This window comes from Zhenpiania hominis (genome assembly GCF_014333425.1).
GTDB classification, from domain to species: Bacteria; Bacillota; Clostridia; order Peptostreptococcales; family Anaerovoracaceae; genus Hominibacterium; species Hominibacterium hominis.
This window is the reverse complement of the sequence record NZ_JACRYT010000026.1, coordinates 22,684-49,065: the sequence shown is the minus strand read 5'-3', so window position 1 is coordinate 49,065 and position 26,382 is coordinate 22,684. Positions and strand designations below refer to the sequence as shown.

General features: G+C 46.0%; 25 protein-coding genes and 1 riboswitch. All 25 genes read left to right on the top strand.

All coding sequences use genetic code 11. From position 1 onward, the window contains the following. Positions 1-201: 201 nt before the first annotated feature. The 25 genes from H9L42_RS15140 (at position 202) to H9L42_RS15020 (ending at position 25,859) form a co-directional block, all read left to right on the top strand. A complete protein-coding gene (locus H9L42_RS15140) occupies positions 202-1,215 on the top strand; it encodes a sigma-54 interaction domain-containing protein (RefSeq protein WP_187304252.1) in 1,014 nt (337 codons plus the stop codon). A 310-nt stretch (positions 1,216-1,525) separates the two neighbouring features. Further along, entirely contained in the window at positions 1,526-2,665 is a 1,140-nt protein-coding gene (locus tag H9L42_RS15135) for an acyl-CoA dehydrogenase (protein WP_187304251.1), read from the top strand. A gap of 14 nt (positions 2,666-2,679) precedes the next feature. Then, positions 2,680-3,471 carry an electron transfer flavoprotein subunit beta gene (gene etfB, locus H9L42_RS15130; RefSeq protein WP_187304250.1) on the top strand — a complete coding sequence of 264 codons (792 nt, stop codon included), beginning with the start codon at positions 2,680-2,682 and terminating at the stop codon, positions 3,469-3,471. Positions 3,472-3,490: 19 nt separating this feature from the next. Further along, positions 3,491-4,564 (top strand): electron transfer flavoprotein subunit alpha/FixB family protein, encoded by a 1,074-nt coding sequence (locus H9L42_RS15125; RefSeq protein ID WP_187304249.1) that lies wholly within the window; start codon positions 3,491-3,493, stop codon positions 4,562-4,564. 13 nt (positions 4,565-4,577) lie between these two features. Next, positions 4,578-5,777 (top strand): thiolase family protein, encoded by a 1,200-nt coding sequence (locus H9L42_RS15120; protein ID WP_187304248.1) that lies wholly within the window; start codon positions 4,578-4,580, stop codon positions 5,775-5,777. A 16-nt stretch (positions 5,778-5,793) separates the two neighbouring features. Then, positions 5,794-6,651: a 3-hydroxyacyl-CoA dehydrogenase family protein gene (locus tag H9L42_RS15115; protein WP_187304247.1), complete on the top strand. Its 858-nt coding sequence runs from the start codon at positions 5,794-5,796 to the stop codon at positions 6,649-6,651. A gap of 9 nt (positions 6,652-6,660) precedes the next feature. After that, positions 6,661-7,428 (top strand): enoyl-CoA hydratase/isomerase family protein, encoded by a 768-nt coding sequence (locus H9L42_RS15110; protein ID WP_187304246.1) that lies wholly within the window; start codon positions 6,661-6,663, stop codon positions 7,426-7,428. 19 nt (positions 7,429-7,447) lie between these two features. Next, positions 7,448-8,674, top strand: coding sequence for a 2-hydroxyacyl-CoA dehydratase subunit D (locus H9L42_RS15105; RefSeq protein ID WP_187304245.1), 1,227 nt, complete (start codon positions 7,448-7,450; stop codon positions 8,672-8,674). A 1-nt stretch (position 8,675) separates the two neighbouring features. After that, complete coding sequence (locus H9L42_RS15100; protein ID WP_187304244.1) at positions 8,676-9,803, top strand: 2-hydroxyacyl-CoA dehydratase subunit D; 1,128 nt, start codon at positions 8,676-8,678, stop codon at positions 9,801-9,803. 28 nt (positions 9,804-9,831) lie between these two features. Beyond that, a complete protein-coding gene (locus H9L42_RS15095) occupies positions 9,832-10,614 on the top strand; it encodes an acyl-CoA dehydratase activase (RefSeq protein ID WP_187304243.1) in 783 nt (260 codons plus the stop codon). A 5-nt stretch (positions 10,615-10,619) separates the two neighbouring features. After that, positions 10,620-11,051 (top strand): 3-hydroxyacyl-ACP dehydratase FabZ, encoded by a 432-nt coding sequence (gene fabZ, locus H9L42_RS15090; protein ID WP_187304242.1) that lies wholly within the window; start codon positions 10,620-10,622, stop codon positions 11,049-11,051. A gap of 24 nt (positions 11,052-11,075) precedes the next feature. Next, a complete protein-coding gene (locus tag H9L42_RS15085; protein ID WP_187304241.1) occupies positions 11,076-12,392 on the top strand; it encodes an acetyl-CoA hydrolase/transferase family protein in 1,317 nt (438 codons plus the stop codon). A gap of 1,277 nt (positions 12,393-13,669) precedes the next feature. After that, positions 13,670-14,254: an ANTAR domain-containing response regulator gene (locus H9L42_RS15080; RefSeq protein WP_187304240.1), complete on the top strand. Its 585-nt coding sequence runs from the start codon at positions 13,670-13,672 to the stop codon at positions 14,252-14,254. Between the two features lie 88 nt (positions 14,255-14,342). After that, the gene (locus tag H9L42_RS15075) at positions 14,343-15,773 is read left to right on the top strand and encodes an ethanolamine ammonia-lyase reactivating factor EutA (protein ID WP_187304239.1); all 1,431 of its coding nucleotides are present in this window, start codon (positions 14,343-14,345) and stop codon (positions 15,771-15,773) included. An 11-nt stretch (positions 15,774-15,784) separates the two neighbouring features. Further along, positions 15,785-17,164 (top strand): ethanolamine ammonia-lyase subunit EutB, encoded by a 1,380-nt coding sequence (locus H9L42_RS15070; protein WP_187304238.1) that lies wholly within the window; start codon positions 15,785-15,787, stop codon positions 17,162-17,164. Between the two features lie 4 nt (positions 17,165-17,168). Next, positions 17,169-17,975 (top strand): ethanolamine ammonia-lyase subunit EutC, encoded by an 807-nt coding sequence (eutC, locus tag H9L42_RS15065; RefSeq protein WP_187304237.1) that lies wholly within the window; start codon positions 17,169-17,171, stop codon positions 17,973-17,975. Positions 17,976-17,986: 11 nt separating this feature from the next. Next, positions 17,987-18,640 (top strand): ethanolamine utilization microcompartment protein EutL, encoded by a 654-nt coding sequence (eutL, locus tag H9L42_RS15060; RefSeq protein ID WP_187304236.1) that lies wholly within the window; start codon positions 17,987-17,989, stop codon positions 18,638-18,640. Between the two features lie 15 nt (positions 18,641-18,655). Further along, a complete protein-coding gene (locus tag H9L42_RS15055; RefSeq protein ID WP_187304235.1) occupies positions 18,656-20,146 on the top strand; it encodes an acetaldehyde dehydrogenase (acetylating) in 1,491 nt (496 codons plus the stop codon). An 11-nt stretch (positions 20,147-20,157) separates the two neighbouring features. After that, entirely contained in the window at positions 20,158-20,472 is a 315-nt protein-coding gene (eutM, locus tag H9L42_RS15050) for an ethanolamine utilization microcompartment protein EutM (RefSeq protein ID WP_187304254.1), read from the top strand. A gap of 18 nt (positions 20,473-20,490) precedes the next feature. Beyond that, the gene (locus H9L42_RS15045; protein WP_187304234.1) at positions 20,491-21,171 is read left to right on the top strand and encodes a hypothetical protein; all 681 of its coding nucleotides are present in this window, start codon (positions 20,491-20,493) and stop codon (positions 21,169-21,171) included. Beyond that, a complete protein-coding gene (gene pduL / locus H9L42_RS15040; RefSeq protein ID WP_243235820.1) occupies positions 21,168-22,034 on the top strand; it encodes a phosphate propanoyltransferase in 867 nt (288 codons plus the stop codon). The genes H9L42_RS15045 and pduL overlap by 4 nt, the downstream gene beginning before the upstream one ends. Positions 22,035-22,048: 14 nt before the next feature. Next, positions 22,049-22,336, top strand: a complete 288-nt coding sequence (locus H9L42_RS15035; protein WP_187304233.1) for a EutN/CcmL family microcompartment protein — start codon at positions 22,049-22,051, stop codon at positions 22,334-22,336. Between the two features lie 25 nt (positions 22,337-22,361). Further along, on the top strand, positions 22,362-23,480 hold the full coding sequence (locus tag H9L42_RS15030; RefSeq protein ID WP_187304232.1) for a sensor histidine kinase: 1,119 nt from the start codon (positions 22,362-22,364) through the stop codon (positions 23,478-23,480). Between the two features lie 138 nt (positions 23,481-23,618). Then, a complete protein-coding gene (locus H9L42_RS15025; RefSeq protein ID WP_187304231.1) occupies positions 23,619-24,836 on the top strand; it encodes a hypothetical protein in 1,218 nt (405 codons plus the stop codon). A 75-nt stretch (positions 24,837-24,911) separates the two neighbouring features. Then, the gene (locus tag H9L42_RS15020; protein WP_187304230.1) at positions 24,912-25,859 is read left to right on the top strand and encodes a carbon-nitrogen hydrolase family protein; all 948 of its coding nucleotides are present in this window, start codon (positions 24,912-24,914) and stop codon (positions 25,857-25,859) included. A 347-nt stretch (positions 25,860-26,206) separates the two neighbouring features. Then, a riboswitch (FMN riboswitch) is annotated at positions 26,207-26,323 on the top strand. The last annotated feature ends 59 nt before the right edge of the window (positions 26,324-26,382 follow it).

Below are 26,382 nucleotides of genomic sequence, written 5' to 3'. Positions count from 1 at the left end.
GAAGAAGGTTGATAGAAAGGAAAGTGTATCTTGTAGATGACTTGCTAAATGAGTCAATTACAATATACCAGTGTATCTTGTAGATGACTTGCTAAATGAGTCAATTACAATATACCAGGGGATATTAAAAAAATCGTTATTAATGCCAGAGACATCACAGAGATTTATGAACTAACCGAAGAGCTGCAGCAATCCAGAGAAATGGGAAAGCAGTATTTAGAAAGTTTTTCCGACCATGCGGGAAATGATGAAAAGGAAGGAAAAAACACAATTCTCGCGGTAAGCAGAGAAATGCAGGATGTGCTGACACTGGCCGAAAAAGTCGCTAACTTTCACGCTACCGTTCTGATCTTGGGAGAATCGGGAGTCGGAAAAGAAGAAATGGCAAAATTTATTCACAGTAATAGCCTGAGGAATGAGGCTCCCTTTATTACGCTGAACTGCGGCGCGATTCCATCGAATCTGCTGGAGTCGGAATTGTTCGGATATGAAAAGGGAGCCTTTACAGGTGCGATGCAGAGTGGAAAAGAAGGTCTTTTGGAAGCGGCTGACGGTGGGACCGTCTTTCTCGATGAGATTGGGGAAACGCCTTTGGATTTTCAGGTAAAGCTGCTGCGCTTCCTCGAAAACAAAGAGGTTCGCCGCGTAGGAGCTCTGGAGACAAAGACGGTTGATGTAAGAATCATCGCGGCGACGAATCGGGATCTGGCCAGGATGGTGGAAGAAGGGACCTTTCGTGAGGATCTGTATTACCGATTGAATGTAGTGCAGATCGAAGTGCCTGCTTTGCGAAAACGAGTGGATGATATTATTCCTCTGGCGTCCCTGTTTTTACATAAATATAATAAAATGTACAACCAACAGAAATTGCTGACCTATGAAGTAATGGAAGAATTAAAAAAATACCCATGGGTCGGAAATGTGCGTCAGCTGAAAAACGTGATCGAGAACATGGTGATTGTAAGTAACAACGATTATCTGCAGACCGAGGATCTTCCCTGGGTAACGCAGAAGATGAAAAATCCAATGCAAAAAATGATCGATACTGTTATGGAGAACAGTGAAGATATGTCTCTCAGCGAGGCGACGGAAGCTCTGGAAAAGTTGATTTTTCAAAAAACAAAGGAAAGCTGCAGTACGACCAGAGCGATTGCGGAAAAACTAAAGGTAAACCAATCGACTGTGGTTCGAAAGCTTCAGAAATATGGACTTTAGAAGAACTCTCCGCTGTTTTCCGCCTGCTCTGTATTATCTGTATGAAAATCCGCGTACCGAAGAGGATTCGGCAGCGCGGATTTTTTATTGCCTGAAAGTGATGCGCAGAAACATCAATATAATTTATGCATCAAAAAAATCAAAGCTCCGGGGAAGCAGAGATCTGCGAAACGTGTTGGAATTCAAGGATTCTAAAGATTAATGCAATTTTTATAAAATTGGCATAATTTTTGAAATATATTTAGTTGTCAATTATTTTGATCGGGTAGATAAGAAATAAGAATATGGATAAATGTGAGGAGGAATACAGATGGAATTCAGTTATTCAAGAGAACAGGAAATGGTAAAAAAGATGCTGAAGGAATTTGCCGAAACCGAAATCGAACCGATTGCCGAGGAGATGGATGCGGAAGCGGCCTATCCTTATGAAACCGTAGCGAAGCTTGGGAAACTAGGAGTGATGGGGATGCCGTTTCCGGCTGAATACGGAGGCGCCGGGGCGGATTATCTGACTTATATTATGGCGGTCGAGGAGATTTCTAAGGTGTGCGCTTCCCACGGCGTTATCGTCCAGACCCATAACGCGCTGTGCTGCTGGCCGATTTTCACCTACGGAACCGAGGAACAAAAGAGAAAGTACCTTCCAAAGCTGTTATCCGGCGAACATCTGGGCGCCTTCGGGCTGACCGAGCCCAATGCGGGAACCGACGCGGCGATGCAGCAGACAACTGCCAAAGATATGGGGGATCACTGGCTGCTCAACGGAAGTAAAATTTTTATTTCCGGCGGCGGGATCGCCGATGTCTATGTCGTAATGGCCATGACCGATAAAAGCAAGGGAAACAAAGGCATCAGCTCTTTTATCGTAGAAAAGGGAATGCCGGGATTTTCCAGAGGAAAAAAGGAAAACAAAATGGGAATCCGCGGTTCTATCGCGGCGGAACTGGTCTTTGAAGACTGCGTTGTACCAAAAGAAAATCTTCTGGGACCTCTTGGCAAAGGGTTTAAGGTTGCCATGTCCTCATTGGATGTAGGCCGTCTGGGGATTGCCGCTCAGGCGCTGGGACTTGCCCAGGGAGCTTTTGACCAGACCGTAGACTATATGAAACAGAGAAAGCAGTTCGGGAGAAGTCTTAATAAATTCCAGGCTCTTGCCTTTGAAATGGCAAATATGAAGACGGAGATCGACGCGGCTCGGTTTGTACTGTACAATGCGGCAAATCGCAGAGACCGGGGGCTTTCCAGTACGGTAGAGGCGGCCCAGGCCAAGCTCAAATGCTCGGAAGTGGCTTCTTATGTAGTGGATAAAGCGGTACAGTTCCATGGCGGCTACGGATATATCAAGGATTATCCGGTAGAACGGATGTACCGGGATCAGAAAATCACGGAGATTTACGAAGGAACCTCGGAAGTTATGAAGATGGTTATTTCAGGAGACATTTTTAAATAGGAGAGGAAACAGAAATGAGAATCATAGTATGCGCGAAACAGGTACCAGATACCAATGAAATTACAATTAATCCGGAGACCGGAACTCTGGTCCGCGACGGTGTGCCCAGCATCTTAAATAATGATGACGCCAACGCGCTGGAACAGGCGCTGCAGATCAAGGACGAGATACCGGATACGGAAGTCATCGTTATTACAATGGGGCCTCCTCAGGCGAAGGAAATGCTCCAGGAATGTCTGGCAATGGGCGCTGACGAAGCGATCCTGCTTTCCGATCGAGCTTTGGGAGGATCCGACACCTGGGCCACGTCCAATGCCCTGGCAGCGGGAATCCGCAAAATAGGAGCGTATGATCTGATTTTTGCCGGACGGCAGGCGATTGATGGCGACACTGCCCAGGTTGGACCTCAGATTGCGGAAAAATTACAGGTTCCGCAGGTAACTTATGTAAAGGAGTTCTCACTGGAAAAAGACGGAAGCGTAGTGGTAAAACGAGCGTTGGAAGACGGTTATGAGAAGCTCAGAGTCAAGCTTCCATGTGTTCTTACAGCTATTAAAGAACTGAATACCCCAAGATACATGTCTGTTCCGGGAATTTTAAAAGCCGCTAAAGCGGATATCAAGGTGTGGAGCGCGGACGACATCGGTGTGGATAAGGAAACAGTAGGGCTGAAAGCTTCTCCTACCAATGTGTTCCGCTCCTTTACGCCAAAGCCGAAGGGAAAAGGGATAACCGTAGAGGGAGATACGCCAAAGGAACAGGCGGCGAATTTACTGGAAGATTTGAGAAAGAAACACATCATTTAACAGCAAGGAGGAAGAAAAAATGGCGGATTTTTCCGATTACAAAAACGTATGGGTATATACCGAACAGCGGGATGGAAAACTGATGAATGTCGCGCTGGAACTGATTGGAGAAGGTTATCGTCTGTCAAGGGAGATCGGCGGAGATACGAAGGTATGCGCGCTTCTGGTGGGAAATGAAACCGACCATCTGGTGGAGGAACTCTACGCTTACGGAGCCGACCGGGTGTACCAGATTCGTAATCCGCTGCTGGCCCATTACACGACAGACGGATATACGAAAGTGATTACAGAGGCAATTCGCGAGCAAAAGCCGGAGATTGTCATTTTCGGAGCCACGCATATTGGAAGGGATTTGGCGCCGCGAATCGCGGCAAGGCTGGATACCGGGCTGACAGCGGATTGTACGCGGCTTGATATTAATACGGGAAATTATATCCATTATCTGCAAACCTATACGACCGCAAGTACCGCGGGACTGGACGCGGAAGACGGAAATAAGGGTCTAAAGCAGACCAGACCCGCCTTCGGGGGAAACCTGATGGCGACTATCGTTACGCCGAATACCAGACCGCAGATGGCGACCGTAAGGCCGGGGGTTATGGAAAAGAGAGAAAAAGACAGCGCAAGAAAGGGAGAACTGATAAAACTGGAATGCGCCCTGACGGAAGAAGAGATCCATGTAGAAGTGATGGATGTAGTGAAAGAAGCGAAGGAGCTTGTTTCTCTTACAGACGCGCAGATTATATGCTCCGGTGGAAGAGGATTAGGCGACGCTGACGGATTTAAATTAATCCGGGAATTTGCGGATAAAGTAGGAGGCGTTGTGGGAGCATCCCGCGCGGCTGTAGATTCCGGGTGGATCGACGCCAGCCATCAGGTGGGGCAGACCGGAACAACCGTAAAGCCGAAGATCTATTTTGCCTGCGGTATTTCCGGAGCAATCCAGCATTTAGCGGGTATGCAGACCTCAGACATCATTGTAGCCATCAACAAAGATCCGGACGCTCCTATGATGCAGCTGGCCGATTACGCTATCTGCGGAGATCTGAAAAAGGTAATACCGGAACTGATTGCTCAGTGGGACGAAGTATAATGGAGGCGATGAAATGGCGAGAGAAGTTGTAATAATAGATGGAATGCGGACCGCCTTCGGACGGATGGGAGGGGCTCTGCGCCCCTATACCCCTGTCCAGCTTGCGGGAATGACGATAAAAGGACTTTGTGAAAAAACAGGGATTCTGGAACGGGGCAATGTGGACGCGGTATTTGCCGGAAGCGCTTCCGGCGATCTGAATACCCACAATTTTGCCAGATACGCCAGCTTGCTGGCGGGGCTCCCTTATGAGACTTCCGCGACCTTTATCGAAATGCAGTGCGGATCTTCCATTGCCTGTATCAACAACGCGGCCCTGCAGATTCAGGCGGGGCTCATCGACACAGCGGTCTGCGGCGGCGCGGAAGCCCACAGTCAGACCTATTACAAATATTCCACAGCAGTGGAGCCGTACAAAGGGATTGCGCCGTCAGCAGCGCCTTTGCGGTTGGCGCCCACTGACGAAGACGATCTTTCTATGATAGAGATTTCCGATCTTATGGCGGAAAAGTGGGGGATTACAAGGGAGGCATGTGACGAATTTGCGCTGCGCTCCCAGACAAGAGCGGCCGCGGCTATTGAAAAGGGATATTTTAAAGAAGAGATTCTTCCTGTGGAAGTGAAATATTCCAGAAAGGGCGAGACCGTTATAGTTGATGCGGATGAGCATCCAAGAAAAAATACAAATATGGAAGGCCTGGCAAAACTGCGTCCGGTAATGGAAGGCGGCGTGACTACCGCGGGAAATGCCTCCGGAAGAAACGACGGTGCGGCCTTCGTACTGATGATGAGTCGGGAAAAGGCGGAAGAACTGGGATATCGGCCTATGGCCAAATGGATCACCGGCCTGGATGTGGGCGTGGATCCGAAGCTGATGGGAATTGGCCCCGCCTATTCCAATTGTAAAATCTTGAAGAGAGAAGGACTTAGTCTGGATGATATCGATGTATATGAGTGCAACGAAGCCTTTGCCGCCCAGAACCTGAGTGTAATTCGGCAGATGGAGAACATGACCGGAAAGAAAATCGATATGGAAAACTGGAATCCCAACGGAGGAGCCATTGCTTTCGGCCATCCCAATGGAGCGTCGGGAGCGAGGGTATGTATTTTTACCATGAAGGAACTCGAGCGGCGGGGCGGGAAATACGGCATGTTCTCCTCCTGCTGCGGAGGCGGGCTGGGCATATCCACTTTAATTGAGAATCTGAGATAGGAAAGGCGTGAGAAACATGATTCAGAAAATAGGAGTTGTAGGCGCGGGAATGATGGGCGCGGAAATCGCCCTCTGTTTTGCCAGAGCGGGTATGGAAACCATTCTGAGCGATACGTCTCTGGAAATCGCGGAGAAAGGAAAAGAAAAACAAAAAACGGTACTGGATAAGAATGTAAAGAAAGGGAAGATCACAGAAGAAGAAAAAGAGGAAATCCTGGGACGCGTAACGCCTACCGCGGATTTAAAGGCTATGGCAGATTGTGACCTTATTGTGGAGGCGGTTTTAGAAAACCTGGAGATTAAACAGGGGATCTTCCGTCAGCTAGATGGAATCTGTAAAGAAAGTACCATTTTCGCCAGCAATACATCCAGTATTTCCATTACAAAGCTGGCGGCAGCCGTGGAAGAGAATCGAAAGGGACGGTTTATCGGCACCCATTTCAATTCTCCGGCAAGCGTTATGAAACTGGTGGAAGTGATTCCGGGGCTTCTGACAGAAGAGGAAACCGCGGATAAGGTTTCGGAGCTGCTGGCCCATATTGAAAAGGAGCCTGTGAGAGTAAAGGATGTGGTTGGTTTTGGACTCAACCGCCTGTTTCACTGCTTTTATCTGGAGGCGTGCCGTCTGATTGAAGAGGGGGTATGTTCACCGGAAGACGTTGATAAGATCTGTAAATACGGTTTGGGGCATCCAATGGGAATCTGCGCGCTGCTGGACATTACCGGACACGATCTGAATCAGAGCGTGGATCAGATCCTCTTTGAAGCCTATGGCGACCGGTTCCGTCCGAGCCCGGTGATTCAGCGGATGGTTGACTCGGGAAGGCTTGGAAGAAAGACTGGAGCCGGATTCTACGAATATGAGAAGAAATAGGAGGCTGGAATGGGTCAGATAGTATTAAAACAAGAGGGAGCGATTGCGGTTCTCAGTGTGGATCGGCCCGAAGCCCTCAATGCTCTGAGCAGAGAGCTTGTAGACGAGATGGATCTTCTTGTAGAGCGGGTTCGCAAAGATCCGGAAATTCGGTGTCTGATTCTTCATAGTGAGAAAAACTTCGCGGCGGGAGCGGATATTAAGGATATGGCGGACTGTGATGAAGAAGCGGCGAAAGCGTTTGTATTCTCTCCCACATACGATAAAATCGAGGAACTGCCGATTCCGGTTATCGCCGCCATTGAGGGCTATGCCCTGGGAGGCGGGATGGAACTTGCTATGACCGCCGATATCCGCATTGCGGAAAAAAGCGCCAAGATGGGATTTCCGGAGGTGACACTGGGAATCATGCCCGGCGCGGGAGGAACGATCCGGGTGCCCAGAGTGACTGGAGAGGCCGCGGCAAAAGAGCTGATATTTACCGGAGATATTATCTCCGCGGAAAAGGCGGCTGCCATAGGCCTTGTAAACCGTATTTCCGAAGATGGAGAAGTCCTGCGGGATGCCATGAAACTGGCGGAAAAGCTTTGCCGCAGAGGGCCGATCGCTCTGGCGGCAGCAAAGAGGACGATCCGGGCGGGCCAGGAAGAGCCCGACTGGAAACGAGGCATCCAAATTGAGGCGGAAAACTGGGCGAAACTTTTTAACACAGAGGATCAGAAAGAAGGAATGAAAGCGTTTCTGGAAAAAAGAAAACCCGAATTCCAGAACAGGTAGAAAAGAGGAGGAAGTTGATATGGACACCAAGGAAATGACCTCAAAAGAAATGCTGAACCACCTTGTGGAAAAGCATTACGAGGGCGCCCTGCAGGCCAAAAAAGAGGGGAAGCCTGTTGTTTGGGCCACCTCCATTTGCCCGCAGGAGCTACTCGAAACGATGGATCTGGTAACAGTTTATCCGGAGAATCACGCCGCGGCTATCGGAGCGAGAAAAGAGGCGCTGACCTTTATTGAACACTCGGAGGCGGAAGGCTACTCGGGGGATATCTGCTCCTATGCCAGAGTCAATATGGGCTATACGGATATCCAACACGCGCAGGCGCAGGATATCCCTCTGCCGGATTTAATTTTCTGTTGCAGCAACATCTGCAATACCGTTATTAAATGGTCTGAAAATTTGGCTAAAAAACTGCAGATTCCGCTGATTATGTTTGATATGCCTTTTAACCATACATATGAAGTGCCGGAGCACAGCATTAAGTATATGAAGGGCCAGATTGAATACGCGATTGCGCAGCTGGAGGATTTTACAAAGAAAAAATTCGATTATGATAAATTCCGGGAAGTGATGAAGCTTTCCAATGCTACCTGTGAATGGTGGAAAAAAGCTACCGACTGGGCGAAGGTGACGCCATCGCCGCTGAACGGGTTTGATATGTTTAACTACATGGCGATGATCGTCTGCATGCGGGGAAACGAAGATGGGCACAAGCTGTTCAAACTCTGGCATGACGAGATGGAAGCTAAGGCAAAGGCGGGACTGGGCCCCTGGAAGTCAGCGGAAGAAAAATACCGGGTGATCTGGGACGGAATCGCCTGCTGGCCCCATCTTTCCGTTACCTTTAAAACTCTGAAAAAATACGGGATCAACATGGTGACATCTACATATCCGGAGTCCTGGAATGTGCGCTATGAGACCGGTGATATCGACGGAATGGCAAAGGCTTACGCTTCCAATTACGCCAACCGCAATCTGGATTACGATACAGACAATATGAAAAAACTGGTGGAGGATTTTTCTGTGGAGGGAATTGTTTACCATTCCAACCGGAGCTGCAAGCTGATGGATTTCCGTCAGTACGAGGTTCAGAGAAGAGTAGCGGAGGCCACAGGCGTTCCATCGGTTGTTTTCGACGGGGATCAGACGGATCCACGGAATTTTTCCCAGGCTCAGTATGAAACCAGAATTCAGGCTCTGGTGGAAATGATGGAAAAGAACAAAGAAGCGCGTAGGAGGGGCTGAGATGAATTATAGAGACGTAATAAAAAAACTGGAAACCGCGGCGCTTTATCCGGATAAAACCGTCGCGGACTCCATTGGAAAAACAGGTAAGGCGGCAGTCGGATGTTTTCCCATTTACACGCCGGAGGAAATTATTTACGCGGCAGGGATGCTCCCGGTGGGAATGTGGGGCGGCCCTACAGAACTGAAGAGAGCGGATAAATACCTTCAGAGTTTCTGTTGCTCCATTATGCGTTCCAATATCGAATACGGAATGAAAGGAACCTATAACATGCTGAAGGGTGTTGTGCTCCCGACCTTCTGCGATACGCTGAAATGTATCTGCGAAAACTGGAAGGTGGCGGTACCCCATATTCCGATTATCCCCATCGTCTATCCCCAAAATCGGAATACCGACGCCGGCTTCACTTATCTGACGGAAGAATTCCGACGTGTAAAGGTTGAAGTAGAAACATTAGCGGGACATGAAATCTCGGATGACAAGCTGGAGGAAGCCTGGAACTTGTACGAGGATTATCGGGAGACGATGCGCCGCTTTTCCGAGGCTGCCGCTGACTATCCGCAGATCATCGGAGCAAAGACCAGGCATCTGATTCTGAAAGCCGGATGGTTCCTGGATAAAAAGGAATATCTGGAAGATATCCGGACTATCCTGGAGGGACTCAAGCAGGAAGAAAAGCAGCCCTTTTCTGGGAAACGGGTCATTGCGACAGGGCTGATTGCCGAACCGGATTCGCTGCTGGATATCTTTGAGGAAAATCAGATTGCGATAGTAGGAGATGATCTCGCTCAGGAATCAAGACAGTTCCGTACGAAAGGCCGGGAAGTCGGAGACTTTTGGGAAAGGATGGCCGGGCGCATTGCGGATCAGAAGGGGGACACCTTCCTGTATGAAGCGGAAAAGACAAGAGGACAGATGCTTATCGATCTGGTAAGGGAAAGAAACGCGGACGCGGTTGTTGTATTCATGATGAAGTTCTGCGATCCGGAAGAATTCGATTATCCGATTTATAAGAAAGAGCTGGAAGCAGCGGGAATTCCTCATCTTTATCTGGAAATCGATCAGCAGCTGGATTCCTTTGAACAGATTCGTACCAGAGTACAGAGCTTTGCGGAAATGCTTATTTGACTCGCAGGCTGTAGAGAGGAGAGAAGGCATGTATTTAGGAATTGACATAGGATCATCCTCATCAAAGGCCGTTGTTATTGATGAGCAGAAGACGATTGCGGCAGTTTCCGTTCTCAATCTGGGAACAGGGTCAAATGCCTGTGATCAGGTATTCGAAGACGCCCTCCGGCAGGCGGGAATTGAAAGAGAGGATCTGAAATATGTTGTGGCTACCGGTTATGGAAGAATTCATTTCCACTCAGCGGATAAGCAGATCACGGAAATTACCTGCCATGCCAAAGGAGCGGTCTTTCTGGCAGAGGACGTACGGACGATTATCGATATCGGAGGGCAGGACGCGAAAGTTATTAAAATCGGACCGGGCGGACAGGTTGTAAATTTTGTCATGAATGAAAAGTGCGCGGCCGGAACCGGACGCTTTCTGGAGGTTATGGCCAGGGTGCTGGGCTGCGGGATTGACGAGCTTTCCGATCTGGCCCAGCAGTCCACCAAGGAAGTGCCTATCAGCAGTATGTGTACGGTCTTCGCGGAAAGTGAAGTGATTTCCCGCCTTTCGGAAGGGGAAAAAAGGGAGGATGTCGCGAGAGGCGCCCACAGGGCGATTGCCAAAAGGGTAGTGGGGATGGTTGGGCGAGTTGGATTTGAACCAAAAGTCCTCATGACGGGAGGCGTCGCGCTTAATCAGGATATGGTGCGTACATTGTCAGACGAAATGGAAACAGAGATCGAAGTAGCCCCCTGCAGCCAGGCAGTCGGCGCTGTGGGGGCGGCGGTACTTGCCTGGGAAATTAGTCATAAAAAGGATGGGTGATAGAAATGAAAATGAATAAAGAGCAGATTAAAACGGTTATTCCCCACAGGGAACCGATGCTTTTAATTGATGAAGTGCTGGAAATGGTAGAGGGAGAGCGTATCAAAACAACCCTGTATCTGGATCCGGAGTTAGATTTTTTCCGGGGGCATTTTCCGGGAGAACCGGTAATGCCGGGAGTGCTGACCGTGGAGTCCATGGCTCAGACAGCGGACGTACTGCTGCTGTCAATGCCTGCTTATAAAGGAAAGGTGCCGCTTTTCATCGGGATCGATAAGGTTTCCTTTAAGAAAAAGATCAACCCGGGGGATACCATTACAATCGAAGCTTCCATTGAAAAGGAAAACAAGGAAAAGGCAGTCGTCACTTGCTCGGCAGTGGTTTATAATCACGGCGAAGTTTCCACAACCGGACTGGTGACACTGGCTATGCGTTAAAGGACAGAGAAAGGACAGAGAAAAATGGACTGGAAAAAAATATATCAGGAAAGACTTGTAAGCGCTGAGGAAGCGCTGAGTCATATTCAATCGGGAGATGCCATCGTTCCCGCTCACGCGGCCGCGGAACCGCAGCACCTGATTAACAAGCTGATGGAGCGGAAAGACGAACTGAGGGACGTTAAGATCGTGCAGGGGCTGAATATTGGCGACGCTCCATACGCGGCTCCGGAATATAAAGACTCTTTTGTCAATGTCAGCTTTTTCTGCGGGAAGAACAATCGGACTTGTATTCAGGAGGGCAGAGGCGAATTTCTGCCGATTCATTTTTACGCGCAGCCCAGAGCGATCCGCGAGGGACATCTTCCCTGTGACATCGCGCTGGTGCAAGTGACGCCGCCCAATGAAAGCGGGTATGTGAATATGGGAACTTCCTGCGATCAGACGAGGGTTGCTATTGAAAAATCAAGAGTGGCCATCGCCCAGGTAAATGATAAGATGCCCCATTTGTGCGGCGACACACTGGTGCATGTTTCTGATATCGACTTTTTTGTGGAGCACAGTGAAGATATCTATGAAATTCCGCTGATCCGCAGCGATGACCCAGTAGCGGAAAAAATCGGATACAATATCTCCACCCTGATTGAAGACGGGGCGACGCTCCAGATGGGCCAGGGAACCATTCCCAACGCTATTTTGAAATTCCTGGAGGATAAAAAGGATCTTGGTATCCATACGGAAGTTTTCTCTGATAATCTGGTGCCCCTTGTAAAAGCTGGGATTGTCAACGGACGGCGCAAGTCCATTAACCGAGGTAAGATTATTTCCACATTTGTACAGGGAACAAAAGAGCTGTATGAATTTGTGGATCATAACAACATGATTCAGCTGATGCCGGTGGATTACACCAATGATGTGGCGGTGATCGCTCAAAATGACAATATGGTGGCGATCAATTCCGCCCTGGAAGTGGATCTTATGGGGCAGGTGGTGGCCGATTCCATTGGCAGTAAAACCTTCAGCGGCGTAGGCGGGCAGCTGGATTTCCTCCGGGGCGCCGAACAGGCCAAAAACGGAAAACCGATTATCGCTCTGCCGTCTACCGCAAAGGGTGGAGAGGTTTCACGGATATCCGCTATGCTCAAGCCGGGGACGCCGGTGACAACAACCAGACAAGATGTTCACTACGTCGTTACCGAATACGGAATCGCGGCGCTGTTTGGAAAATCCATCAAACAACGGGCAGAAGCGTTGATCCAGATTGCCCACCCGAAATTTAGAGAAAGCCTGCGGAAAGAGTTTGACGAATATTGCCGCTCTGCCGGACAGATCTATGTATAAAACAGGCATTCTTTTAACATTAACAATAGAACCACAGAGAAGCCCGGCCTTGCGATTTACCGCAGGACCGGGCTTCTTGTTGATTTATCGATTTATTTTGACAAAAAATCTTGATTTCGTGTTACGGGAGATGAGAAGGTATGAAAAGGAAGATTTACAATGACTTGAAACGCTGGAAACAGGATAGTGCGGGGAGGACTGCGTTATTGATCGACGGAGCGCGTCGTGTTGGAAAAAGTTATATAGTGGAAGCTTTTGCAAACGCGGAGTATCGATCATATATCCCGATTGAAGCCAAATCCGGAAAGAATTACACACTATCCTCCATTTTCCCTATGTTTTGCATACCAGAGATCGGAAAGAAGAAGAGGGAATCGTGTTTCTGCTTCTTTATATGACAGTGCTTCTTTAAAAATTTCCATTGACAATTTCAAAAAGAAGCATATAATCTCAAGTTTCAAAGCAAAACGGCATTTCATCTATGTTCAACTGCAGACTTCTGCCTTCAATGATTTCGCCTGTGTGTCTTGTCAAAGGCAAGGTTCTTTATATAGGATACGCTTCCTTTGGATTGGTTGCTTTCGCTGCGGTGATTCCCGTTCAGCCAGTAAATATTATCGGAAGTGTTGAGACCCCTGTTCGTAACATGAAGGATACGGCAATTCTTAAAGTGCGTCTTTACCTGGCTGAGGACGGGGCGCATATGGACTTTCTCCGGTTCATTCCCTGGAAAGAGATTATAGGCAACGGGAATCCCGTTTTGATCCAGAAGCAATCTAGTTTGAGATTTTTGTAGAGTAATTTCGGCATGAGATATCTGACATTGCGAATATGCCTGGTTTCAATTTTCAGACGGGCTTCCATATCGATTGCCATGGGTTGAATTTCCTTTTCGCGTGCAGCTTTTTTATAGCAGTCGAATCTTTCGCTCGCTGTTTGAGATGAGCGATGGGATCTTCGTATTGGTCTGTCAGAGCACTCCTCTCTGTATCGTTCTATTATATAAAGCCATATATAAAATGCAATGATGAGACAAAAAATTCTGATCATTTCAACGATTGACGGGTTGTTTTGCACTCATCTAACTTCGGAGCTCCGGGGATCTGGAATTTACTTTGGGAATTTAGAAAATCAGAAAAATTTGAAAAATAGGTGTAAATTGATTGACAACGATGTAAGGATATAGTAGAATGACATTGTACAAAGGAGTACAAAAAATGATGCGATGAGGCTTAGATGTTGTATCTAAGCCTTTTTTGACGGAAAATAGGGCGAGTATGAAAAAGAGAATTGTTCTTGCGGATGATGACACCATAACGAGGCTGGATCTAAAGGAGTCTCTGGAAGGAGCAGGGTATGAAGTTGCGGGAGAGGCAGATGACGGATTTGATGCGATCGAACTATGTCATAAGCTGAATCCGGATATTGTCCTGTTAGACATTAAAATGCCAATGCTTGACGGACTTAGCGCAGCGAAAATACTTTATGAGGAAGGCGCAAAGATTTGCGTAGTTATGCTGACGGCATACAGCGATGAAAACTTTGTTAAAAAAGCTGGCGACTTTGGAGTTATGGGGTATATAGTAAAGCCAGTCCCTGAGAATTCGCTGGCGCCTACGATCGAAATTGCCTGGAAGAGGTATAATGAGCTGCTTGATGCGCAAAAGGAGATTCAGAAAAAAGAAAGGGAATTGAAACAGCGCAAGACCATTGAACGGGCAAAAGGTATCATCATGAACAAGCAAAATATGGACGAAAAAAGTGCCTATGCGTATATGCGCAAGGTGAGTATGAATAAACGCCTCTCGATGGATAAGGTTGCAGAAATCATTATCATGAGTGACAGCATTAAAAATAAATAGTAAATTGTACAACGATGTTCAATTATAAAGCAAAGAAGCTTCTAATAACCGTTTGGTTGTCAGAAGCTTTTTTTGGTAGGAGACAGAAATGAATTCGATTATCAGTGTGGGGATTGATATTGGAACAACGACAACAAGCATGGTGGTCAGCAGACTTACTTTTGGGAACCGTTCAGGATTTACAGCGATTCCGGATATCAGCATCACAGAAAAACACATTTTATATAAAAGTAAAGTGTATCTGACACCTTCTATTGATGAGAATCATCTGGATGGGGACAAGATCGCGGAGATTATAAAAAGGGAATATGAAAACGCGGGAATTAAAGCAGAAGATGTAGAGTCAGGGGCAGTGATCATTACAGGAGAGTCCTTACTTAAAGAAAATGCAAAGGAAATCAGCGATAAACTGAGTTCCTTTGCCGGAAATTTTGTTGTGACCACGGCAGGACCTGATCTTGAGTCCATCATATCCGGAAGAGGTGCGGGAGCAGAAACATACTCAGAACAAGAAAACTGTACCGTTGCCAATTTTGATATTGGAGGAGGAACGACGAACTTGTCTGTTTTCCGATGCGGGGAGCTTGTAGATAAAACATGCTTGGATATTGGTGGGAGACTGATCTGCTATGACAAGGACAAGCGCCTGACCTATGTGAGCCCAAGATGGAAATCTTTGATCCGGAAGTGGTTTAATATGGACTTCCTTATAAATCAGACGAAGGTTTCTTATGAGACTCTTAAAGAAGTGACGGATCTTATGGCAGAAACCCTGGTACAGGTACTGGAGAGAGATGGACGTAAGCTGACAGAACAGATTTTAACTTCAGGAGCAAGGCTTCCGGAATCAATAGGCAGGGTTGATGTGATTTCTTTTTCAGGGGGCGTAGCAGATTGTATCTATCATCCTGCAAAAGATGCTTACAAGTTTCATGACTTAGGAGTGATTCTGGCGCGTTCCATAAGAGAAAGCCGTCTGATGACAGATTATAAATGGATTGAGCCGAGAGAAACTATAAGAGCAACCGTAGTGGGGGCAGGGATTCACTTAACGGAGGTCAGTGGCAGTACAATTCTTTATAGCGAGAATCTTTTCCCGTTGAAAAATCTTCCTGTCCTGATTGTGAGTATCGATGCGGAACATGCGGCCTGCAGAGGGGCATCTAGATTGCTGGAGGAAGAAAGGGCCTGGTTTTCCCGCCAGATTGGGAGTGAAAAAATGTTGTTATTCCTGAAAGGCAGCGGAAAAGTATCTTATAGGGAGCTTTGTAATCTTGCCAGATGCCTGGCAAGGTGTGCGGATCAAATAAAAGAGGAAAACTGTCCGCTGATAGTCTTAACATACAGCGATATGGCGAAATCCCTGGGGCAGACGATAAAGCGTTATCTACGAAGAAAAAGAGAGATCCTTTGTATGGATCGTGTAAAGGTTCATGAGGGAGATTATGTGGATATAGGAAAGCCGATCATGAATGGAACAACACTGCCAATCGTTGTAAAAACATTGGTGTTTGGGTAAAGGTGGGGAGTATGGAGTATAAAGCACGAATAGGAAACAGAACCTATCATTTTGAATCAATTAAAGAAGTAATGGCAAAAGCGAATGAAAAGAAGTCAGGAGATGAAATGGCAGGACTTGCTGCAGAGAATGACAGCGAAAGAGTAGCGGCAAAAGAAGTTCTGTCAGAACTTCTCGTTTCCGATTTAAGGAACGCGCCGGCAGTGGATTATGACACGGATGATGTGACGAGAATCATTCAGGATAGTGTATGTGAAGATACCTACAACAAAATAAAAAACTGGACGATTGCGCAGCTAAGGGAATGGCTATTAAGCTATGAAGCAAATGAAGAAACAATAAAGGAACTGAGAGGAGGACTGACAGCAGAAGTAATTGCAGGAGTAACAAAACTCATGTCAAATCTGGACCTCATTTATGCGTCGCATAAAATGCATGTGGAAAGTACATGCAATACCACAATTGGTGCTGTAGGGACGCTGTCAACAAGATTGCAGCCGAATCACACGACAGATGGGTTGGAAGGGATTACGGCATCGCTATATGAAGGATTGAGTTATGGGATTGGAGATGCAGTTATCGGTCTGAATCCTGTTACAGATTCGGTGTCTAATACGACGGAAATTCTGAAACGGTTTGATGAAGTAAAGCATAAGTGGGAGATCCCGACACAGCAATGTGTACTCGCCCATATTACGACACAGATCGAAGCCATCAAACGTGGAGCGCCAGCAGATATGATATTCCAGAGCATTGCAGGATCACAAAAGGGGAACGAAGCGTTTGGCTTCAGTACATATACGATTGAAGAGGCAGTTGAACTATTAAGGGATAGGGGGACTGCAAAAGGCCCGAATGTTTTGTACTTTGAAACAGGACAGGGATCGGAACTGTCATCAGGAGCTAATTTTGGGAGTGATCAGGTGACCATGGAGGCAAGATGCTATGGATTTGCGAAAAAGTTTAATCCGTTTATGGTGAACACCGTGGTGGGATTTATAGGACCGGAATTTCTGTATGACAGCAAACAGGTGATACGAGCAGGGCTGGAAGATCATTTTATGGGAAAACTGACAGGAATCCCTATGGGCTGTGATTGCTGTTATACAAATCATATGGATGCGGATCAAAACGATATTGAAAATTTAACGTTACTGCTTGCATCGGCAGGAGTTACCTATATAATAGGCGTTCCGGCCTCAGATGATATTATGCTCAATTATCAGACAAATTCGTATCATGACGCGGCTGCAGTGAGAGAAATTTTAGGATTGAGGCCATCAAAAGAGTTTGAGGCGTGGCTGGAGCATATGGGTATTATGCAGAATGGAAAACTGACAGAGAGGGCAGGGGATTTAAGCATATTTAAAGATTCCCGGACATTGGGGTGAGAATATGAATAAAACGGAACTAATTGATCGAATTACAACAGAAATTTTAAAGATTCTTGCAGAACGTGCTGGTACGGAAAATCATATACAAAGCCCGGACATGTCTTTTCTTGATGATGATATGGTAGAACAGATGAAAAAAAAGACTTCCGCCAGGATCGGTGTTGGAAAAGCAGGTCCCCGCCTTAGAACCGGGACACTTCTGAAACTGAGAGCCGATCATGCCAGCGCCAAAGATGCGGTCCTCTGCAGTGTAGACGAACATGTTTTAAAGGAACTGGGCTTGTTTCAAGTACAAAGCAAATGCCGGACAATAGAAGAACATCTTACAAGACCCGATTTGGGAAGACAATTGTCTGAGGAGGCTGTGCAGACTCTTTCGGATAAATGTGTGAAAAATCCAAGAGTACAGATCTATGTGTCCGATGGACTCAGCAATATGGCAGTGGAAAGTAATGCAGGTGATCTGCTGCCTGTAATGATAGAAGGCTTAAAAGACAGAGGCATCGAAACCGGCACTCCATTTTTTCTGAAATATGGGAGAGTGCCAACTATGGATTCGATTTCAGAGCTTTTAAACGCGGAACTAACATGTGCTCTGATAGGCGAAAGACCGGGATTGGCGGCTGCAGACAGTATGAGTGCATATATAACATATAAAGCAAGGGTTGGTATACCGGAATCTAAGCGTACCGTGATTTCCAACATACATGAAAATGGAATTCAGCCTGTTGAAGCGGGAGCATACGCGGTTGATATTATCTGCCAGGCATTGGAAGAACAGGCGACAGGTGTAGACTTGAGACGATAGAGGAAGAATAGATGAAGGGCGATAAAATTAAAGCGAATGTATTGAGTATACAGATGATTCCAAACGCAGAAAAAGAATTGCTGCGAGCATTGCACGCTCCGGATCACTTGCCAAGCCTCGGGATTCTGACAACTGATCTGGATGACGTTTCCTATGCAGCAATGGACGAGGCGACAAAAGAATCCAATGTAAGAGTGATATATGCGAAATCTATGTATGCAGGAGCTTTAAATGCATCGACAAAACTGGCGGGCGAATTTATAGGAATTTTGGCAGGCCAAAGTCCGGAAGATATTAAATGCGGTCTGAAAACCGCAGTGTACTACATGGAACAAGAAGCTTTTTTTTACAGTGCGGATGATGAGAACCGGGTAACGTATTTTGCCCACTGCATCTCCCAGACAGGAAGTTATTTGTCAGAAGTTGCGGGAATTCCAAAGGGACAGCCGATCGCATACCTGATTGGCCCGCCGAATGAGGCTATCTGTGGGTTGGATGAAGCTTTAAAACGCGCAGATGTCCACATGAAAGTCTTTTATGGGCCTCCTACAGAAACCAATTTTGCCGGAGGACTGTTAACGGGAAGTCGAGAAGACTGTGAGGAAGCCTGCAGTGCGTTTTCGGAAATAATAAACAGGATTTCAGATAATCCAAAAATTTTTTGAGAGAAAGGAGACAAAATGGAATTTGATAGAGATTTGCAGTCCATACAGCAGGCTAGGGATTTCATGAAAAAAGCGAAACAGGCGCAGAAACAGTTTCAAAATTATACTCAGGAACAGATTGATCACATTGTATATTCGGTCGCAGAGGCATGTGAAGCTAATGCAGAACGGTTGGCAAAGCATGCGTGCAATGAGACGGGATTTGGAAATTGGCAGGATAAGGTAATGAAAAACCTCCTGGGGAGCAGAATGACGTATGAGTATATAAAGGATATGAAAACGATTGGTGTCATTCGTGAAGATGCTGAAAGACGAATCATCGATATAGGTGTGCCTGTGGGAATTATTATCGGACTGATACCATCCACAAATCCGACTTCCACAACGATGTATAAATCACTGATTTCATTGAAAGCAGGAAATGCGATTTTGATTTCCCCGCACCCGAATGCCAGGAACTGTATTATGGATACTGCGAATGTAATAAGAGAAGCAGCGACAAAAGCCGGAGCTCCTGAACATATTGTTCAATGCATAGAACTGCCTACGATGGAAGCAACCAATGTGCTGATGAGACATAAAGATACCGGCATGATACTTGCGACGGGTGGTGAAGCTATGGTGAAAGCTGCCTACAGTTCCGGAAATCCGGCTATTGGAGTGGGGCCGGGAAACGGTCCGGCTTTTATTGAAAGAACGGCAGATATAAAGAAAGCAGTAAAACATATTATAGACAGCAAGACTTTTGATAACGGGACTATCTGTGCGTCCGAACAATCCATCGTTGTAGAAGAGTGTATCCGTGAAAGGGTAATCGATGAACTGAAAAAGCAAGGCGGATATTTCATGACAAAAGAGGAATGTGACAAAGTAGCCCGACTAATCATGCGTTCCAATCATACAATGAACCCTGAAATTGTAGGAAAAAGTGCCGGACAGATATGCAAACTGGCGGGAATTTCAACGCCACAGCATACACGGATACTGATTGCAGAACAAACGGAAGTGGGACGGGAATATCCCTACTCACGTGAAAAACTTTGCCCGATTCTCGCTTTTTATACAGAATATGACTGGAAGGGTGCCTGTGATAAATGCATGAAATTGCTCGAAAATGAAGGGATCGGCCATACGATGACCATACATTCAGAAGACAGGAACATTATCAGAGAATTTGCTTTGAAGAAACCAATATCCAGACTTCTGGTTAATACTGCGGCAGCCCTTGGCGGTGTCGGAGCAACTACAAATCTAGCTCCCGCATTTACACTTGGATGCGGAGCCGCAGGCGGCAGTTCTACTTCAGATAATGTGACACCTTTGAATCTTATCAATATACGGAGAGTGGCGGAAGGTGTAAAAGAACTGGAAGAACTGCGCACAAGTGACAGTATAGAGTCAGGCGCAGAGACAAATCCGGCTCCATTCGATCCTGCGAGTCTGGATCAATTGGAAATAGAAAGACTCACAAGAGAAGTCTTACAGAATATTTTAAAGAAAGGATGAGGTGAAACATGATGGAAAATAGTCAGGCATTAGGAATGATTGAAACAAAAGGACTGGTAGGTTCAATTGAAGCGGCAGATGCGATGGTAAAGGCTGCGAATGTAACATTGATTGGAAAGGAGCATGTAGGCGGAGGGCTTGTTACAGTAATGGTAAGAGGTGATGTAGGCGCAGTAAAAGCAGCAACAGATGCGGGGGCAGCTGCTGCAGATAGAGTCGGAGAACTGATCTCTGTACATGTGATTCCAAGGCCGCATGGTGAAGTAGAGCCTATTTTGCCCGCAATCTGCACAGCAGGAAAGCAAAGTATCCCTGCTGCAAAATAATACCGGAAGGGCAGACCTATGAAGGTACTTAGCGTGGAACATGTGAAATCCCTTATTGAGCAGAGCGCGGGACAGGAAATAAAAATTCCGGCATCCAGCTTTCTTTCCAGAAAAGCTGTGGAATTTATCCGAAACAATCATATTCATGTAAATCAGGAATCAACCGAGGAAAAGAAGGAAGAAAAAAAGGAGTATATGACCAGCCTCAGCGGGAAGGAGATGGTAGTCAAAACCCATCCAAGGATTGTCTTTCGCGGCAAGCTTGATACCTTTCAGGCGGAAATCCTCAAGACGCAGATACTGGCAGAAAAGTACGGAGACGATGAACTGCTGCGTAATCTGGAAGAACTGCTTGGATATTGCAGAAACATACTGACTGCAGAAGTTTTGGACAAACCGACAGGAGAATGTTTGCTGTTTGGAATGAAGGAAGATGAATTGCGCTGTGTCTCCCATCATCCGAAAACATATATTGGTGTCGGACATGTGCCGCCAGATTTTCATATGGGTGAAATCTGTATAGAACTTAACTTACTGCGCGCAAAATCGAGGGAACTGGAGATTGCGGGGGTACAGGCATTTTATACAAAGAATAGAGCAGAGCGAAATGACATTCTGAGAGCGCTTAATCGATTAAGCAGCGCCATATATATTCTTTATTGCAGGTATTTGTCGAAACGTAATTGGGGGCAGTTATGAAGGAAGAGATCATCAGACAGATTGTTGAAAAAATTGTAAATGAACTAGAAGATAAGGAGCCTTTAGCTCCAGATATGTGCGCTCAGACGACCTGTAATGCTGGGAAGGAAATTCCAGTGGAGGCTTCAGGGAGGCATGTGCATTTATGCCGGGAGCATGTGGAACAATTATTTGGGAAGGGATATGTTCTTACAAAACAAAAGGCACTGTCACAGCCGGGACAGTATGTGTGTAAAGAACGAGTGGCCTTGGAAGGACCGGGCGGAACCATTAATCAGGTGGCGGTTCTCGGTCCAGTACGGGAAAAAACACAGGTGGAACTTTCTGCAACAGATGCAAGAACTTTGGGAATTAAAGCTCCTGTAAGGCTTTCTGGAGATTTGAAGGATGCTGCTGATATAGCGATACGAAACGGAGCGCATACTGTTGATGCGAAGAATGCAGCGATTATAGCTAAAATACACCTTCATATTAATCCGTCAGACGCAAAACGATATGGAGTTCATCATGGACAGCATGTCAGCGTCACCGTTAATACCGCCAGAGCGGTAACGTTTCATGATGTAATTGTTCGAGCAGATGCACATGCACAAAATGTGCTTCATATGGATTACGACGAGGCAAATGCATGTGGATTTGCTGCGGGTGACCGTTGCTGTATCGATACGGGTATGTATGACCAGGATCATGCTCCGCCAGATCCTGTGGAAAAGCCAGAGGAATTCAAAGTGGTTACAGAAAGCAGAATTCAACGCCTTGTTTCAGGTACCTGCAGCAGTCTGACATTTAAATCGGGAACCATTCTAACGCCGCTCGCAAAGGATATAGCGAGAGAAAACAATATTACGATTCGATTCGTATAGCGGGAGCCAGTCTCATGATGATATGCAATGTGATTGGAAATGTTTGGGCAACGAAAAAGGAAGAATCGCTAAGCGGTATGAAGCTGATGGTTGTACAGCAGACTGATGCATTTGGAAAAAATGGAAAAGATAGTTTTGTTGCAGCGGATATGGTAGGCGCCGGAATAGGAGAGCGGGTGCTGGTTGTAAATGGAAGCACTGCGAGAGCTGCGTTTAGCAGGGAAACACTTCCTGTTGACGCAGCAATCGTGGGGATTATTGATGAGATTGAAGTCGATAAAGGCAATCAGGGGAAAAAGTGAACTTAGAAAAACTGGAGAGCGAGACATGTTAAGAGAATTATGCCGTAAGTATACGGATTTGACGGACAGTGACATCAAAATTTTGGAATCCATTGAGAAAAATTTAAACTATTTTTCATTGATGCTCAATACGGATATTTTTATAGACTGCTTTTTCAAAGATGAAACAAAGGCGGTAGTAGTCGCGCATGAACGGCCGGAAACGAATTCTCAGTATAACGCAAAGATAACCGGTCAGTATGTGCTGCCGCATAATGAGCCGATTGTGTTTGCTGTGAAAAAAACGGGGGTTGTAATACGAGATGAAAAGGCCTTTACACAGGAAGATAAGTTTGTACTTCAAAGAGTAGTTCCCATTAAAAATGAAGAGGGCAATATCATTGCGGTTATGATCCAGGAAAGTGACATTACCGGCAATGTGAATATGGAAAGAAAAATGGAAACAATGGGAAAAACGACGGAAAAGCTTACAACCATGTTCCTCAATCATGAGAACAGTGGACTACCGGATTTGCATAACAGTGATGCCAATAACGATGTCATTGTATGGGAAATGCATCATAGAATCAAGAATAATTTGCAAATGATAAGCAGCATCCTGAACATGCAGGCAAGAAGAAGTACGACAGAGGAAACCAAACGGCTGCTCAAAGAAGATATCAGTAAGATCAACAGTATTGCGCTGATCCATGAATCTGTTCTGGTAGGGGACGTTGGAGAGGTGAAGCTGAAAGAACTGGTAGAAAAGTTTGTGAATCTTTATCGAATGCAGATCGAAGAGGATGAACCAGGGATAACAATTACTGTTGAAGGCGATGAAATTCCAATCGCTTCGACAAAGGCTACTCCGATCATGCTGGTTATCAATGAGTTGGTGACGAATGCCACAAGACATGCCTTTGTCACGTCCGGAAGCGGTACGATTAACATTCTATTAATGTACGGAACTCTGTATTCATCGGTGCTTGTATCGGATGATGGTGATGGAATGAAACCGGTGGAAGAAAAAGGTTCCATGGTCAGTGAACATCAAAAAACGGGACTTGCGCTTGTTAAGAAAATAGTAGAAGAAAAACTGATGGGCCATATTCGTTTTAAATCAGATGGAAATGGAACCAGTGTATTATTCGATTTTCGAATATAAAGGCACAGACAAAACGACAGTGCGGGAAATGTGAGGAGAAAGGAGGGAAATAGGAAGGGCACTGTCAGGTGCTATGAAACAATGAAAATCTGCAAAACTGCTGTGCAAATAGCAGAGTGAAAGAAAGGAGAGAAAAGAATGGATATAGTACTAGCTGCGGCAATTTGTCTGGGAATATTGGGTGTTGGCGAGATGGTCTCTTCTTTTACAAAGGCATTCGTCCCTTCTATGGCAGCAGCCCTGATTCTTTATATGATTCTCACCTGGATCGGGATGCCTACGAGATTTCCGGAAGAATCCGGATTTGCGTATATCGGAGAGTTGTCAATGCTGTTCCTTATTGTACATTTGGGAACCTCTGTACCTCCGGGCGACTATATTAAGGAAATTAAAAGCGTGATCATTGCGATTGCGGCACTTGCGGGAGGTCTGATTACCACTGTCGGTATAGGAGGACTGCTCTTTGGATTTGATAAAATGCTGGCAGGAGCGGGAGCTGCCTGCGGCGGCGGAGCGATTGCAGGGATTCTGGCTATTCAGAAACTTACAGATCTTGGAGTCGTGGCGTTAATCGGCATTCCTGCCATCATAATGTGTACCGTAGATTTATATGGACAGCCGATTGCATCAATTATGCTGAAAAAATTTACCGGAAGGTTAAGAGCGCAGGATCAGTATCTGCTGGAAGCTGCAGCAAGAAAATCAGCACCAAAAGAAGAGCGGCTGACTGCAGATGGGGTTCCGTATGGTTCAGAAGATAATCCCAGCAGAAAAATAAGATGTTGGGTTCCACGAAAGCTGGAAGAAGATGGATTTGTGTTGTTTGAGCTGGCAATTCTGTCTCTGGGTGCGTACTGGCTGGCAAATCTAACAGGGGTAAGCAATTGTATATATGCGTTTTTCTTAGGATTGATCGGATGCGCGGTAGGTGCGTTAAGAATGAATCTGTTAGACAGATCTCATTCGTATGGATTTGTAATATCGGTTTTTATTATTTGGATCATGCAGTCGATCAATGATTGTACTCCTCAGGCACTGCTGGCCTCTCTGCTTCCAGTCGTTGCGACGCTTGTCCTTGCGACATTGGGACTTGCCCTGGGAGGCGGTATCTGCGGAAAACTTTTAGGATATGATTTCTGGCTGTCAGCGGCTGCAGGGATGGGACTCATGTTCCTGATGCCAGGGGTCATGATTGTAACGACAGAGGTTACAAGACGTTCTGCGAGAAACGAGGAAGAGGCGAAATTTATGTTTGATTCTGCTGCGCCATGTATGTATATAGTGGCAAATGCAGGATATATCATGGGTGTGGCGATTACCGTATCCTGCTTACTTAACTTGCTGAAATTCTTTTAAAGGGATGGCAGAAATAAGTTTGATTATAGGTAACGTAACTGTGAGATGTAAAAGGATCTGAAAGGAGAAGTTAGAATGAGCAGATATTTAAATGTGGGAATGATTCAAAGCGCAGGAACAAGTATGGACTTTGAGACTTGTCTGGCGAGGATTCACAGAGATGTAGACAATCTGATGATCCAGATGAACAAACCGGAGCTTATCGTGGGCGTAGAGATGGCAATTGGCCGTTTCTGGTCCGGTGATGAGACGGAAATCGGAGGCGATCCGATTCCGGGAAAAGTGACCGAAGAACTGTCAAAGATTGCAAAGCAATATGGAATCTATTTCATACCGGGCAGTATGCTGGAAGTAAAAGAATCCAATGGCGAAACGCTTCGCTATAACTCGATTCCGATTTTTAATCCGCAGGGGGAACTGATTGATGTCTACCGGAAGATGTGTCCGTATTATCCTGTAGAGGATATTATTACTCCGGGAAGGGAATATTGTACGTTTGATATAAAGGAAAAGGATATTAAAATCGGCGTACTTAACTGCCATGACTGGTGTTTTCCGGAAATATCAAGAAATCTTGCGCTTATGGGAGCGGAAGTACTGATTAAACCCGCAATCGATCCGGAAGGACTATATGAAATCTGTAAATCAATTCCCCGTGTACGGGCACTTGAAAATCAGGCGTACTTTATCTCCATGAATATGACAGGAGAATATTTGGGAAGCTATGCGTATGGACATTCAGTTGTATGTGGCCCTGATGGAATGGTGCTGTATGAAGCGGGCTCAACCCCTGCTTCCTTAACAATGACGCTGGATATCGATCGCGTACGAGATGCGAGACGATATGGAACCTGTTATACGGATCAGTTCCTCAGACAATTGAAATTCTTTAATCCACCGATGCCGTATGCGAATAACTGGGCAGATGCGCCTGTTTATAAAACGATTCCGGATCATGATAAAGACTGTGCATCGAGAGAGGCTGACTTTAGAGAAAATAAGATTATGAATATATGCAAATAAATTTTCCCTTTGACAATTTCATTTTTGACACTTAAGTTAGATAAAAAGCTTGTTATTCCTTGATATTACAGGGATGACAAGCTTTTATCATCATAAGATTTGACAAAAAATTCGCCGCAATCAGTGTTCTTTCAATGCATTTGGTTTATGAAGCTAAAATTGAAGCGTCAAACTCACGGGTAATAACTGTATCATATAAACATGCGCTCCATTAAAGCGGTCGGCGAAAGCATGACGAACAGTAACAACCTCAAAAAAATCCCGCACATGCGCCCTGGCAGCAAAAACGTAAGTGTAAGCTATTGACAATCCCCAAAAGTAGCGTATAATAGATTGTGAACTGAATAACAGGTCTTCGGGGTTTGGTGAAATTCCATACCGGCGGTAAAGCCCGCGAGCGCGTTTGCGCAGGAACCGGTGAGATTCCGGTGCCGACAGTAAAGTCTGGATGAGAGAAGATGTCAAGCAGCTTTTTGATTTGTTAAATTTACCCTGAGAATTTTTCTCAGGGTTTTTCATTTCA